The organism is Pseudomonas sp. MWU16-30317, from assembly GCF_020515695.1.
GTDB lineage: Bacteria > Pseudomonadota > Gammaproteobacteria > Pseudomonadales > Pseudomonadaceae > Aquipseudomonas.
This window is the reverse complement of the sequence record NZ_JAIWJA010000001.1, coordinates 214,943-228,883: the sequence shown is the minus strand read 5'-3', so window position 1 is coordinate 228,883 and position 13,941 is coordinate 214,943. Positions and strand designations below refer to the sequence as shown.

Here is a 13,941-nt window from a genome sequence, read left to right as displayed (position 1 = left end):
CGCCCCGCGCTAGGGAGCATAAGCGGCGGAGTCAGAACGCCTGCCGGTGAGCTCTTCGATCAACAAGACCATCGACGCCGTGTACTCCACGTTGGCCCGCGTGACGATTTCAAAGGGTTCACTAGTGGATTGAATGGTCAGGGCCAGCTTGACCAACATGCCGTGATCGAGCGCCATCTGCGCGACATCGATCGGCAGGACGGCCACCAGATTCTGATCGTTGAGCAACAGCGACAACGTGGTGAAGGTCGAAGAGGTTTCGATGGCATAGAGCGGAAAACTCAAGCCTGACTGGCGAAACTCACGTTCCAGCGTCAAGCGCATGGGCATATTGACCGGGAATACCACCCAGCGGCTGTCCATCAGGTCCGCCAGCTGCAACGCCGGTGCGCTGGCTAGCCGATGGCCCGGATTGGCCACGACCACCAGCGGTTCCTGTGCGCGAAAGCGGGTTTGATACGCCGTCGGGCGCGGGCTGATGCTGGTGCGACAGATGGCGACATCCAACCGTCCCTGGTCCAACAGACTCAGTAACCGCGAACTGGTGTCCTCGACGATGGCAATCGACAGCTCCGGCTGTTTGGCGCGAAGGCGCGCCAGGCTGTCCACCAGCGTCGGCACGGCGCCCATGATGGTGCCGACGGCAAGGCGTCCACCGTGGCCTTGGAGGATGCCGACCATTTCCTCGCGAAGGTGCTCAAGGTCGGTATGAATCAAACGCGCATAACGAATCACGCAGCGGCCCAGGTCGTTGGCTTCCAGGCCTTTGCTGGTGCGCTCGAAGAGGCTGGAGCCAAAGGTCGTTTCGATCTCCTGCAACGCTTTGGTGGCGCCCGGTTGCGACAACGCCATGAGCTCGGCAGCCTTGCGCACCGAGCCATGCTCTTCGAGGGCAATCAAGAGACGAAGTTGTTTGAGCCTCAGGCGAGAAACGATGGACGAGAAGGACGGCAGCATGGGTATACCTGAAAGTTATCGCTCGGGTCGTAGCTCTCATTAGGCAGCAACAGCCTGGAAATTTAAAGTGGCCTTGACGATAACGACAAGTCGAAGCCCCACCCAGCGTTTGATCCACACCGCTGGCAGGCCTTCAGGCAGGCACGCGTTTCATAATAATCATAAGAGTGAGATGAAAATGACCATTGGCAACGCTCAGGTCGTCAGCGCTAGTGCATCGACGACCGCGACAAGTGCTCGTCCAACCACCGTGCGCTGGAGGATTTTCTTGCTCCTGCTGCTGCTCTCGGCCATCAATTACATCGATCGGGCCTCGCTGTCGGTTGCACTGCCACTGATTTCTGCTGATTTCGACATAACGCCGGCGTTGGAAGGATTGATGCTGAGTGCGTTCTTCTGGTCGTACGCACTGATGCAGATCCCGGGCGGCATGCTGCTGGATCGTTTCCAGACCCGCAACATCATTGGCATTGCCACCATTGGCTGGGGTCTCTTTCAGACCTTGGCCGGCGGCGCGCACAACTGGATCACGTTGCTCATTACACGGATCGGCCTGGGTGTTGCCGAGTCGCCGATCATGCCCGCTGGACCCAAGCTCAACGGCGCCTGGCTGACGCCCAACGAACGCGGCCGCGGTGCAACGCTCGTCGACGGCGGCGCGCCACTGGGTACGGCACTGGGGGCCATCCTCATTGCCGGGTTGATCACCTGGCTGGGCTCCTGGCGGATCGCTTTCGTGATCGCGGGCGTTGGCACCATGGTCGTGGGGGTGTGGGCCTGGTGGTACATCAGAAACCACCCCAGTGAACATCCTAAAGTGAATGCGGCCGAGCTGGCTTATATCACTGACGCCAATGACGCGGCCAAACGCGCCTCGGGCGGGCGCAAGGCGATCCTGAAAGAACTGCTCAAGAGCCGCTCGGTACTGGCAATGTTCGCCGGCTACGCTTGCTACAACAGCGTGTTCTACGGCCTGCTGACCTGGATGCCGAGCTACTTGCACAAAGTCCATGACCTGGACATCAAGGCCATGGGCGGCGCTACCTTTCTGATCTTCATGTGCGGGTTCATCGGTGAGCTGTGCGGTGGCTGGCTGTCCGACAAATGGAAGGCTGCCGGCGGTCGACCCAACACCGTCATGCGCAGCATGTTCGCAGGCTCCGCCGCAGTCGCCGCGCTCTGTATTCTCGCTGTGGCTTACAGCGCGAATGCAGTCGTGGTCATCACACTGCTGTGTGTCGCGCTGTTTTTCATTCGCTGGTGCGGCATGTACTGGTGCTTGCCAGCCATCCTGGGCGGACAGTCCAAAGCCGGAGTGTTGGGCGGAAGCATGAACTTGTGCGGCAACATGGTCGGGGTAATCGTACCTATCTTGATCGGCCTGATCGTTCAATACACCGGTTCATACTTCCTGGCGTTGATCTTCTTCGTCGTCATGGCTTCAGGACTGATGCTGTTCTCCAGCCTGATTGATTATCGCGAGCGTGGATTGGCCTGACGCGTCCGGCCCGACTCCAGTGCGCAACCTGAAAACCGAGGGAACCGTCATGCAACTTATAACTACAACAGGCAGTGAAACCACCGCCAATGCCGTGATCAGACTCAACGTGCTGGACGATGTATTGATCGCGCGACAACCGCTCACCACCGGCCTGGAGCTCAAAGCCGAAGGCATTCAGGTGCAGGAACCGGTGCCCTCGGGCCACAAGGTCGCTGCGCGTCATATCGATGCGGGGCAACCGGTGCGCCGCTACGGCCAGATCATCGGCTTCGCGAGCCAGCCCATCGAGGCGGGGCAACACGTGCATGTGCACAACGTGGCGATGGGCGATTTTTCTCGGGATTATGCCTTCGGTGTCGATGCCAAGGGCCGCCCTGCGCCCACCGCGGAAACGTTCATGGGCATCGTGCGCGCGGATGGTCGCGTGGCGACTCGCAACTACATCGGTATTCTGACCTCCGTCAATTGTTCGGCCACCGTGGCGCGCGCCATTGCCGACTACTTCCGCCGCGACATTCACCCTGAAGCGCTGATCGAATACCCCAACGTCGATGGCGTCGTGGCACTCACCCATGGCGTCGGCTGCGCTGTGGATCCTGGGGGCGAGGCATTGGCCATGCTGCGCAGGACGCTGGGCGGTTATGCCATCCACCCCAACTTTGCTTCGGTGCTGATGATCGGGCTGGGCTGCGAGACCAACCAGATCTCCGAATTGCTGGCCGCTCAGGGCCTGAAAAGCAGCGATTCATTGCGCACCTTTACCATTCAGGGCACGGGCGGCACCTCAAAAACCATCGCCAGTGGCATTGCTCAAGTGAAGTCGCTGCTGGCCGAAGCCAACCAGGTCAAGCGTGAACCGGTCAGTGCCAGGCACCTGATCATCGGCCTGCAATGCGGCGGTTCGGACGGCTACTCGGGCATCACCGCCAACCCGGCGCTGGGCAATGCGGTCGATCGCCTGGTGGCCGCCGGCGGCACCGCGATTCTTTCGGAAACGCCAGAGGTCTATGGCGCAGAACACTTGCTGACGCGCCGCGCCGTGAGCCAGCAAGTCGGGGAAAAGTTGATCGCGCGTATCCATTGGTGGGAGGCGTACTGCAAGCGTATGGATGCCGAACTGAACAACAATCCATCAGCGGGCAACAAGGCCGGTGGCTTGACCACGATTCTGGAAAAATCCCTCGGCGCCGTGGCCAAGGCGGGCTCCACCGACCTGGTGGATGTCTACGAGTACGCGCAGACCGTCAAGGCCCATGGCCTGGTGTTCATGGACACTCCAGGCTATGACCCGATCTCCGCGACCGGTCAGGTCGCGGGCGGGGCCAACCTGATTGCCTTCACCACCGGTCGAGGTTCGGCGTATGGGTGTGCGCCCTCGCCCTCCATCAAGCTCGCCACCAACAACCGCCTGTGGGAAACCCAGGAAGAAGACATGGACGTCAACTGCGGCGGGATCGCCGACGGCACCATGACGATCGAGGAACGCGGCGAATATATCTTTCGCATGATGCTGCGCATCGCCTCGGGTGACAAAAGCAAAAGCGAACAGCACGGCTACGGTCAGAACGAATTCGTGCCGTGGCAGATCGGGGCGATCACTTGAGTGATGGGGTGTCGGGTCGATTGAAATACTCCGATCGAGGCTCACCTGACTCAGTGCGACGACACGTAGATCGAGGCCGTGGTCGGTGCCGGCAAGGCATAAGTGGCCTTCATCCACTCGATCTCCGCTAGCGGTGTACGGCCGAAAAAGCGCTTGAATTCGCGGCTGAACTGCGACGCGCTTTCATAGCCGACGTTGAACGCCGCCGAGGACGCGCTCATGTCGTGGCGCAGCATCAGCAAGCGCGCCTGATGCAAGCGCGTCGACTTCACGTATTGCATCGGCGAGGAGTCGGTGACACTGCGAAAGTGCAGGTGAAAGTTGGGCACGCTCATGCTCGCCTCCTGGGCCAGGGATTCGACGTCCAGGTGCTGCTGATAGCAGGTGTGGATCTTGCGGATGGCGCGGGTGACCTTGCCGAAGTGCCCTTGGCGATTGAGCGCCGCGCGCATCGACCCGCCCTGCTCGCCCGTGAGGATGCGGTAATAGATTTCCCGCACCAGCGCCGGCCCGAGAATCTGCGCATCCAGCGGCTCGCTCATGGCTTGCACGAAGCGCAGCGTCGAAGCCCGCAACGAGTCATCCATCGGCGAGGCGTACATCCCCTTGGGCGGCGCTGAGCTGGCACCCAGCACCTCGTCGACCTGCAGCAGCAACTCGCTGGCAAGCTTGAAATCCAGACGCATGTACAACGCCAGCATCGGCTCGGCGGCGCTGGCATCGGTCTCCATGGTGAAAGGCACCGGCACCGACACCACCAGATAATGCTGAGCGTCGTAGATGTACACCTCATCGCCCAGGTAGCCACGCTTGCGGCCTTGGCAGAGGATCACGATACCGGGGTCGTACAACACTGGCGTGCGCGTCAGCGGCCGGTTGGAACGCAAAAAGCGCACATCGTCCAGCGCGCTGAGGTTGTAGCCTTCCAGCGGCGCGAGCTGCTCGAGCAAGCGCACCAGGGTCGTCGTGTACGGGTCATGCTCATTCATGGCGTGGCCTCAGGCTGACACTTGACCATCGGTGGAACGGGTCAGCGCTTCCCATTGATCGATTTCGCTGGCGGCGCGGCTGAGTTCGTCGCGCACCAGCCCCAGCGCGTCGCTGCCCAGCAGCAGATGGGCGGGCGGTGTCGGGCTGGCGATGATCTGCAACATGGCCTGCGCGGCCTTTTGCGGATCGCCCAATTGCTTGCCGCTCTTTGCTTCGCGTGCCTGGCGGATCGGGTCGAAGCTGGCATCGTAGTCGGCGATGCTGCGCGGTGTGCGCTGCATTGAACGGCCGGCCCAATCGGTGCGAAACGATCCCGGCGCCACCGCAGTGACGAAGATGTTGAACGGCCGCAACTCTTTGCTCAGGGTATCGGAGATGCCCTCCAGGGCAAACTTGCTGCCGCAATAATAGGCGATGCCGGGCATGGTGATGGTGCCGCCCATGGACGTAATATTGAGAATATGCCCGCCGCGGCGTTGGCGAAAATACGGCACGAAGGCCTTGGTGACCGCCACGGCGCCGAACACATTGACGTCGAACTGACGGCGCATCTCCTCCAGGGATGACTCTTCGAAGATCCCTTCATGGCCATAGCCAGCATTGTTGACCAGCACATCGACCGGGCCGTGGGTGGCTTCGACGTCGGCGACCACTGTATCGATGCGGGCGAAATCGGTGACGTCGAGGATCACGCCATACGCCAGCTCCGGGGACAAGGCCTGGAACGCTTGCAAGGCGGCGTCGTTGCGCACCGTACCGATGACGCGATGGCCGGCGGCGATGGCTTCTTGCGCCAGGGCATTGCCGAAACCGCTGCTGACGCCGGTGATGAACAGGGTTTTGTGATCGCTCATGGGGAGGCTCCAATCGGATGGGGTGGCGATCAGAGTAGTCAGGATCAGGGCGGGCAGAAATGCCGGTTTATCTATGAGGCTTGCCTATTTCTATCAGCGTAGGCGCTCGAGCGGCGGTATCGATTCGAGCCCACAACTGACCGCACAGCAACACCTGATCAGCAGCACTGTTTGCACAGCAACAGCAATGCGCTCCACAGTGCGCTATCCGCTTGATTCCAAAGGGCTTACTGACCGGCACAGGAATTGCTCCATGCAAGCCTGCACGTCTGCAGATCATCACACCTCCACCGCGCCCTGCCATCTGAGCATCCTGCGACTATCCAAGGATCACACAATGAGTCTCGACATCTTCTGGTTCCTGCCCACCTCCGGCGATACCCGCTATCTGGGCAATTCCGCCAGCGGCCGGCCGGCAACCAGTGGGTACATGCGCCAGATCGCCGTGGCGGCGGATCAATTGGGCTTCGACGGTTTGCTGATTCCGACGGGCGCCAGTTGCCTGGACCCGTGGGTCACGGCCGCCAGCCTGGTGCCAGTGACGCAACGCATCAAGCTGCTGGTGGCCTTGCGTACCTCGTTGGGCAACCCCACGGCGTCGGCGCGCCAGGTCGCCACGCTGGATCAGGCCAGCGGCGGTCGGCTGTTGCTCAATGTGGTGCCGGGCGGCGATCCGGTCGAGCTGGCGGCTGATGGCGTGTTCTATAGTCATGACGAGCGCTACGAGGCGTCCGACGAATACCTGCAGATCATCCGGCGTCTGCTGCAAGGCGAGCGAGTGGACTTCGAGGGCAAGCACCTGAAGGTCCAGGGCGCGCGCAATTTCTTCGAGCCGGTGCAGCGCCCGCACCCGCCGCTGTATTTCGGTGGTTCGTCACCTGCGGCCCATGAACTGGCGGCCAAGCATGTCGACACCTACCTGACCTGGGGCGAGCCGCCGGCCGCCGTCGCCGAGAAGATTGCCGACGTACGCACCCGCGCCGCCGCCCATGGCCGCACCGTGCGTTTCGGCGTGCGCCTGCACATCATCGTGCGCGAGACCGACGCCAAGGCCTGGGCCGCCGCAGACGAACTGATCAGCCATCTCGACCCGGCCAGCATCGCCGCAGCCCAGGCCAACTACGCCGGCATGGACTCCGAAGGCCAACGGCGCATGGCGGCATTGCACGGCGGGCGCCTGGATCAACTGGAGGTGTCGCCCAATTTATGGGCGGGCGTCGGCCTGGTTCGCGGCGGCGCCGGCACCGCGCTGGTGGGCGATCCTGAGACCGTGGTTGCGCGCCTTTTGGAATACGCGGCACTGGGCGTCGACAGCTTCGTGCTGTCGGGCTATCCGCATCTGGAAGAAGCCTATCGCGTGGCCGAGCTGCTGTTCCCGTTGTTGCCCGGCAAGCAGAAGGTCACGGTGGATGGCGCCATGACCGGTGGTGCGTTCGATGTGCGGGCCGGGCGCAACGATTGACGCCCGGCGCGTGTCAGTCAGCTCTGCAGATCAATCACCACACGCCCTTCGATCTGCCCTTCGCGCATGCGATCGAACACGGCGTTGACGTTCTCGAGCTTTTCCGTCGACACCGTCGCCTTGACCTTGCCTTCACCGGCAAAATCGAGCGCCTCCTGCAGGTCCTGGCGGGTACCGACGATGGAGCCGCGCACAGTGGTGCCATTGAGCACCATGTCGAAGATCGAGATCGGGAAATCACCCGGTGGCAGGCCGTTGAGGGCGATGGTGCCGCCGCGACGGGTCATGCCGATGGCCTGTTTGAAAGCGATCGGCGATACCGCGGTGACCAGCGCACCATGGGCACCACCGATCTCTTTCTTGAGATAGGCGGCCGGGTCCTGCTCGCGCGCGTTGACGACCACCTCGGCGCCCAGGCGCTTGGCCAGGTGCAGCTTGCCGTCGTCGATGTCCACGGCGGCGACGTTGAGGCCCATGGCCTTGGCGTACTGCACGGCCATGTGGCCGAGGCCGCCGATACCGGAAATCACCACCCACTGCCCAGGCTTGGCCTCGGTCATCTTCAGGCCCTTGTACACGGTGACGCCTGCGCACAGGATCGGCGCGATCTCGATAAAGCCGACGTTGTCCGGCAGGCGCCCGACATAGCCGGCATCGGCCAGGGCGTATTCGGCAAAGCCGCCATTGACTGAATAGCCGGTGTTTTCCTGCTTCTCGCAAAGGGTTTCCCATCCGCCCAGGCAGTGTTCGCAATGCCCGCAGGTGGAGTACAGCCAAGGCACACCGACACGGTCGCCTTCCTTGACATGGGTCACCCCTTGGCCGACCGCAACCACATGGCCGACGCCTTCGTGGCCCGGAATGAACGGCGGATTGGGTTTGACCGGCCAGTCGCCCTCAGCGGCGTGCAGGTCGGTGTGGCAGACGCCCGAGGCGGCGATCTTGACCAGCACCTGGCCGTAGGCGGGCGTAGGGACCGGGACTTCACGGATTTCCAGCGGTTTGCCGAAGGCGTGAACGACCGCAGCTTTCATGGTCTTTTGCATGGGTGGCATCCTTTTCTTGTGGTTATGAAGGGCGTGCGCCGATGACTATAGTCGGCAAAAATTGCCCCGCCCCCCCTACCTTTGGCTAACGACCCCATGCTCCAGGCAGCCATGGCGGTTCGATGAACCCACCGAAACCGGCGCGCCAGCGCGCGAGTGGGCGAGCAAAAAACCGAACCGGGGCGTACGTCCCGCAGTCGCATGAACAAGAGCGGCCAAGACGTATCAGGGCCGAAATCGCGTCCTGCGCCGGACTGTCCCACTGGAGAAGCAAATGCTCGCCCACAGCCAACAAGGTCAAGGCTCACCCGCCTTCGTGCTTCTGCATTTCCTCGGCGGATCGCATCGCACCTGGTTCCCCACCCTGCCCTATCTCGACGAGCACCATTACTGCGTTGCCTTGAACACCCCGGGCTTCGGCGACGCCGCCGAGGTACCGGGCTACAGTGTCAGCGCCATGGCCGACCAGGTCGACGCCACGATCCGTGAGTTGGGTCTGACTCAGTGCATTGTGGTGGGGCACTCGATGACCGGCAAAGTCGCACTGGTGCTCGCCTCGCGTCGTCCCGAGTATCTGGCCGGATTGATTCTGGTCGCGCCCTCGCCGCCCACCCCGCAGCCCATGAGCGATGCCGATCGCGACAGTCAGCGCGCCTACACCAAGACACGCTTCCAGGCTGAGGATTTCGTCGACCAGGCCAGCGCTCACCCTCTGCCGGAGGCTATCCGCGAGGTGGCCATCGCCGATGCCCAGCGGGTCAATCTGGTGGCCTGGCGTGCGTGGGTCGACCGCGGCAGCCGCGAGGACTGGAGCGAGCGCCTCGGCGTACTCGACTGCCCGACGCTGCTGATCTGTGGCGCCGATGACCAGCAGGTCCCAGGTGCGGAGGAGCAGCGCCGCACGACCCTGGCGCACCTGCCCAATCATCGCGTCGAGATCATCCCCGGGGCCGGGCACTTGATGCCGTTGCAGACACCCCAAGCATTGTCACGGCTAATGCTCGACTTTGCTCAGGAGATCGTGCAGGCCGCCCATGTGGATTGATCGCCAGCCTCAGGTTTGCGCCGCACGAGATGGGCGACCAAATAGCACCGCAGGCTGACTATCCAGGTGAGCCTGTGACTGGCGCCATTGCACTTGGGTGAGCAGGCCTTCGGACAGCACCCGCCACTCATCGATACACCGGGTCAGATACTGCTGGCGCTCCCTGAACAGCTGACCGGATATCTTCCCTTGGGATGACATATCCAGCAGCCGTTCATGGGCGTATCGGACGTTCAGCTGCGCTTCGAGGCTGGCTGAACGGTATTGCTCGAGAGTGTACATAACGATCCTGGCAGAGGATTGCGCGCAGCGTGCGCTTTATTGCCAGCGTTTGCATACCTTCGTATCAGCGAGGGAGCAGTCTGGGGGGACCAAAGGCTACTTGTGCACCGCCGACTTGTCGATCATCTGCTTGATGGTGCCGTTGGGAATATTCACCAGCACGTATTTGTCCTTGATTTCGACCCACTGCTCGTTCTCCCCCGGCGCAGCCAGGTGGCGTTTCTTCCAGTCGCCCAGCGCCAACTCCTTGCGCTTGTATTCATCCGGGGCCTTGTCGCCCTCTTTGATCTCATGAGAGCCGACCCCAGGCCGATCCAGGGTGACGCTAGTGTCGGTTGCAGCAAAAGCGGGGACGCCCAGGCTGAACAGAGCCAGCAAGGCGAAAGGCGCGAAGTATCGTTTAACGGTCATGACAGAATTCCTTTGGCATCGGGGGTACAGCCACCACTGCGGCGGCCCGGTCGATTTCACGACTCTCCAGCTATCGACCCGTACGCCGCGCAATATTTCCATCTATTTGCGTGCAATCGCCGAATTCCATGCGCCGATATCGGTTCCATCAGGCCGTCAGATGAAGAATTTGTTATACGAATCAATGCCCCACAGAGAAATTTTCGCTTGCCGCCCCGGTCTGAACTGTATTGGTCATTCAGAGTTAAACCCATGACATTCAGTAATTTTTCACAGGCCCTGGCCATCAAGTCAGGCAGCCCTCGCACTTTTGCCACCGCCATCGTGCTGATCGTGGTCTGGGCGGCCACGGGGCCGTACTTTCACTACAACGACACCTGGCAGCTGATCATCAACACCTCGACCACCATCATCACGTTCTTGATGGTGTTCCTGATTCAAAACACGCAAAACCGCGACAACGACATCTTGCACATCAAGATCGACGAATTGCTGCGAGCCACCAAGGAAGCGCAGAACGCCGTATTGAATCTGGACGAGCTGGACGAGAAGGCCCTCAAGACCATTCGCAAGGAATACCGCAAAGTCGGGGAAAACGAAACGATCGAGGTGAGCGAGTCCGAAACCCGGCTTGAATAGCGGACTGCGCCCATCGTCAACACTCACATCAAAGCGCTGGCTCCAGCACCCCCGCCGGTTGCGTCTGCAACTGACTGATCAACGCCTGCCCCGTGGCCACCGCCTGGATCACCTGCTCGCCGATGGAATTGGATTCCCAGCTGGCGCCTCGCAGCGGGTGGCCGACTGCGAATAGCCCGGCCACCTGGGCGCCATCGACCTGCACTTGCCCGGTGATGCCGTCGGCCTCGATACCGAATCCGGTGTCGTGGGGGCGGACCAGCTGGTTGGCGAGCAAGTCGCGAACCAGCGGATCGCTGGACTGCCGCCAATCGAATTCATAACCATGGGCATCGACTACGCGATCCACCTCGAAGGTCTGCGCTGCGCTGCTGCCTCGCGGGCGCCACGTCACCTGCACCTGCCCGGAGGGCTGCACGGCCAGCTTGAGCAATTGCCCAACCTTGCGCTGCAGGCGCCCGGCCGCGACCACGGCGTCCAGGCGCTGCCCGGACTCAGGCGCGGCGCGGTGCAGAATGTTTTCCCAGTAAGGACGCAGATACCGGATGAAGCGCAGCTTGTCGGCCACCGTTGCCCGCAGCCACATGGCCGGGACGTGGGGGCGGATGGCCAAGGTGATCTGTTGGCCGTGCACGCCACGTTGGCGGATCTGCCGACGCGCCTGTTGCGCATGGCCGACCAACGTCGCCAGGGTCGACGGCAACGCCCGGGGATCGAGCACATCGGGCCACACCGGCACCTCCTCGCGCGTCTGCACCAGCACGCCACGGCGTGACAACACGCTGTACTCACCGCCAAAGCCGGCGTCTTCAGCGCTGATGATGCTGTCCAGGGCGGTCAGGCTGCTGCCCAGCACCAGCAGGCGCTGGTCGCGGGCCACGGCCTGCCAGGCGTCCTGCTCCCAAAGCCGGCTGATCACCTTGTTCGCTGTCGCCTCTGCCGGGCCTTCTACCGCCAGGCGCGCGCGAGGGTGCAGACCGGTGGCCAACACCACCGCATCGGCATCCACCGGACCTTTGTCGGTACGCACCTGATAGCGCTTGCCCTGACGACTCAGGCCGATGGCCCGCGCCTGCAGGTGCTCGAACGTGACTCGATCACCCTGCTCGGCCAGCACCTGCGCCAGCGTTTCCTGCACGTAGGTGCCGTAGAGCCAGCGGGGCGGGAAGGACTCCTCGAAGGTGGCGCCGGCGGGCAAGCTCCATCCATGGCGCGCGGCATTGGCGCGCAGCCATTCGACCAGGTGCAGCGGCTGCTCCGGCACTATGCCGAAACCCTGCGCCAGGCCGTTGACCAGATGATGGGGATTGTCGGTGCTGTAGGCGATACCGCGGCCAAGCTGTGCCTCGCTGCCGATGATGATCAAGCGAATCGGCGCGGTGCTGGACTGGATCAGGCGCAAGGCACTGACCACACCGGCAAAGCCGCCGCCGATGATTGCAAGGGTGGATGGATGGCTGCTCATGACGTCCCTGACAGGTAGTGATCGATGCGCTGGGATCATAGAGACACAGCGGATTGGCAGGTTAGTTTTGTTTGTTCTATCGATATGTAGCTCGGCATGTAGCTCTGCATGTAGCTCGGCCGATCCACGGCTGATCAGAGGAGGTCCGGATCGGCAGGGTATGGGAGAGCTGAAGACAACGTGACGAATGTGTCATTCAGCGCGTTTGCGCAAGCGGGCCGGGGTATCTGCGGACATCGTGGTCGGGCAGCGGCGAATAAATAATGAATTTTCCAAAATCGCGCTAGGTCCAGATTTAGGTACACAGTTCGTTTGACCTGTAAAAAGCGACGAGGTAAGCACCATGACTATCGAAGCAGAAACACTCGTACAACTGACCGACACCCTCAAGCAACGCGGCCTGATCCGGGTGTGCGATGTGCACTTCATCCGGGCGCCCTATCGGCATGATCATCGCTGGATCTGCAGCATAGAATAGGGCGTTGACTGCGTCGGATTGCGCCGCCGCTCTACCGCGAGGGAGATCGGCATAGGGCCGGGAACACCCGCCACCGGCCCCGGTCGGATGACAGGAGTTCTCAAGGCAGTATTCATGGCATCCCTCCCCCCGTCTCGACAATGGCCGCTGGCACTCGCGTGCATGCCCGGTTTGATAGCAATCATGGTCACCGGCCTGTTGTCCGGCCAGCACCTGTCCGTGTGTTTGCTGGCACTCAGTGGCGCTTTTACAGTCGGCTTTGGCGCATTCAAGAAGCTCACCGACTATCCCCTGGCGCCGATGCTGAGCGTCGCCGTGGGAATGGGCGCGGCCGCGTGGTTTGGTTCGCTGCTGGGTAACCATTTCTGGCTGTTGTGCCTGGCGGCGGCACTGATGGCAGCAATCTGTGCCCTGATGTCGGCGATCGACGACGCGCTGTGGTGGATCACCCTGCAGTGGTCGATCGCCTTGCTGGTGGCCGGCGCCTTCCCTGGCGATGTGCAGGCAGCTGATCATCGGGCCATGTTCATCCTGCTCGGCGCGGCGGTTGAAATCGCCACTTTCGTGCTCTGCGCTTGGTTTTTGTCAGCGACTCAGGGGCTGCTCGCCCATCACAGCTTGCGGGCCAACCTGGCCGAGCTGCGCACCAGCGTGCTCGGGCGTTTTCGCCTACAGCGCTATGGCGCGTATTGCGCCTCGGTGGTCGTCCTGTGCCTGTTGCTGGTCCACCACATGGGCCTGCAACACGGCTATTGGGCGCCGATGACTGCGCTGGTGGTACTCAAGGCGCACCCTACCGACACACTCAAACGCGGCGTGGCGCGAATGGTCGGCACACTGGGTGGATGCCTGCTCGCCGCCGGGCTGGGGGGCTGGGGGATCAGTGGCGCGGGCATGGGCGCCGTCGGCCTGCTCTGTGCATTCATGGCCTACGGCGTGCAAGGCGGGCGCTACAGCTTGTTCACCCTGTTCGTCACCGCCACGGTGATCACCACCGCAGCACTGGGTGGCGCGCCCGAGTGGCAGGCGGCGGTGGACCGGATGACCGCGACCTGCATCGGCGGCGGCCTGGCGATCGTATTGCTGAGCCTCGAAACCTGGCTGGGCGTGCATCTGGCACGGCAGCGAAATGAGCGCCAAGCTGCCTGATACCGCGTCCAGTGCGATCAGAATAAACTTGCGCACACGGTTGACGCAGTAGTCCTCAG

The 13,941-nt window shown here is 62.2% G+C and carries 14 protein-coding genes; 7 read left to right on the top strand and 7 right to left on the bottom strand.

Features of this window, described 5'->3' with window-relative positions; translation table 11 throughout:
* Positions 1-9 precede the first annotated feature (9 nt).
* Positions 10-957, bottom strand: coding sequence for a LysR family transcriptional regulator (locus tag LIX93_RS01065; RefSeq protein ID WP_226502165.1), 948 nt, complete (start codon positions 955-957; stop codon positions 10-12).
* Between the two features lie 178 nt (positions 958-1,135).
* Here LIX93_RS01065 and LIX93_RS01060 point away from each other — a divergent pair, with 178 nt between their 5' ends.
* Entirely contained in the window at positions 1,136-2,455 is a 1,320-nt protein-coding gene (locus LIX93_RS01060) for an MFS transporter (RefSeq protein ID WP_226502821.1), read from the top strand.
* A gap of 49 nt (positions 2,456-2,504) precedes the next feature.
* Positions 2,505-4,061 (top strand): altronate dehydratase family protein, encoded by a 1,557-nt coding sequence (locus LIX93_RS01055; RefSeq protein WP_226502164.1) that lies wholly within the window; start codon positions 2,505-2,507, stop codon positions 4,059-4,061.
* 50 nt (positions 4,062-4,111) lie between these two features.
* On the opposite strand, the gene LIX93_RS01050 is transcribed toward LIX93_RS01055, so the two are convergent.
* Entirely contained in the window at positions 4,112-5,050 is a 939-nt protein-coding gene (locus tag LIX93_RS01050; RefSeq protein ID WP_226502163.1) for an AraC family transcriptional regulator, read from the bottom strand.
* 9 nt (positions 5,051-5,059) lie between these two features.
* Positions 5,060-5,905, bottom strand: a complete 846-nt coding sequence (locus tag LIX93_RS01045) for an oxidoreductase (RefSeq protein WP_226502162.1) — start codon at positions 5,903-5,905, stop codon at positions 5,060-5,062.
* 337 nt (positions 5,906-6,242) lie between these two features.
* On the opposite strand from LIX93_RS01045, the gene ssuD reads away from it, so the two are divergent.
* A complete protein-coding gene (gene ssuD, locus LIX93_RS01040) occupies positions 6,243-7,367 on the top strand; it encodes an FMNH2-dependent alkanesulfonate monooxygenase (protein ID WP_226502161.1) in 1,125 nt (374 codons plus the stop codon).
* A gap of 17 nt (positions 7,368-7,384) precedes the next feature.
* Here ssuD and adhP read toward each other — a convergent pair whose 3' ends face one another.
* Entirely contained in the window at positions 7,385-8,413 is a 1,029-nt protein-coding gene (gene adhP / locus LIX93_RS01035; RefSeq protein WP_226502160.1) for an alcohol dehydrogenase AdhP, read from the bottom strand.
* A 274-nt stretch (positions 8,414-8,687) separates the two neighbouring features.
* Here adhP and LIX93_RS01030 point away from each other — a divergent pair, with 274 nt between their 5' ends.
* A complete protein-coding gene (locus tag LIX93_RS01030) occupies positions 8,688-9,458 on the top strand; it encodes an alpha/beta hydrolase (protein ID WP_226502159.1) in 771 nt (256 codons plus the stop codon).
* 9 nt (positions 9,459-9,467) lie between these two features.
* On the opposite strand, the gene LIX93_RS01025 is transcribed toward LIX93_RS01030, so the two are convergent.
* On the bottom strand, positions 9,468-9,740 hold the full coding sequence (locus tag LIX93_RS01025; protein WP_226502158.1) for a hypothetical protein: 273 nt from the start codon (positions 9,738-9,740) through the stop codon (positions 9,468-9,470).
* A gap of 96 nt (positions 9,741-9,836) precedes the next feature.
* A complete protein-coding gene (locus tag LIX93_RS01020; protein WP_226502157.1) occupies positions 9,837-10,151 on the bottom strand; it encodes an RcnB family protein in 315 nt (104 codons plus the stop codon).
* 252 nt (positions 10,152-10,403) lie between these two features.
* Here LIX93_RS01020 and LIX93_RS01015 point away from each other — a divergent pair, with 252 nt between their 5' ends.
* Positions 10,404-10,790 carry a low affinity iron permease family protein gene (locus LIX93_RS01015; RefSeq protein ID WP_226502156.1) on the top strand — a complete coding sequence of 129 codons (387 nt, stop codon included), beginning with the start codon at positions 10,404-10,406 and terminating at the stop codon, positions 10,788-10,790.
* A gap of 28 nt (positions 10,791-10,818) precedes the next feature.
* Here the strand turns inward: LIX93_RS01015 and LIX93_RS01010 are convergent, their stop codons facing one another.
* Positions 10,819-12,255, bottom strand: coding sequence for an FAD/NAD(P)-binding protein (locus tag LIX93_RS01010; RefSeq protein WP_226502155.1), 1,437 nt, complete (start codon positions 12,253-12,255; stop codon positions 10,819-10,821).
* A gap of 343 nt (positions 12,256-12,598) precedes the next feature.
* Between LIX93_RS01010 and LIX93_RS29505 the strand changes: the two genes are divergently transcribed.
* Both LIX93_RS29505 and LIX93_RS01005 read left to right on the top strand, forming a co-directional pair.
* A complete protein-coding gene (locus tag LIX93_RS29505; RefSeq protein WP_260524621.1) occupies positions 12,599-12,733 on the top strand; it encodes a hypothetical protein in 135 nt (44 codons plus the stop codon).
* A gap of 114 nt (positions 12,734-12,847) precedes the next feature.
* Positions 12,848-13,882 (top strand): FUSC family protein, encoded by a 1,035-nt coding sequence (locus LIX93_RS01005; protein WP_226502154.1) that lies wholly within the window; start codon positions 12,848-12,850, stop codon positions 13,880-13,882.
* The last annotated feature ends 59 nt before the right edge of the window (positions 13,883-13,941 follow it).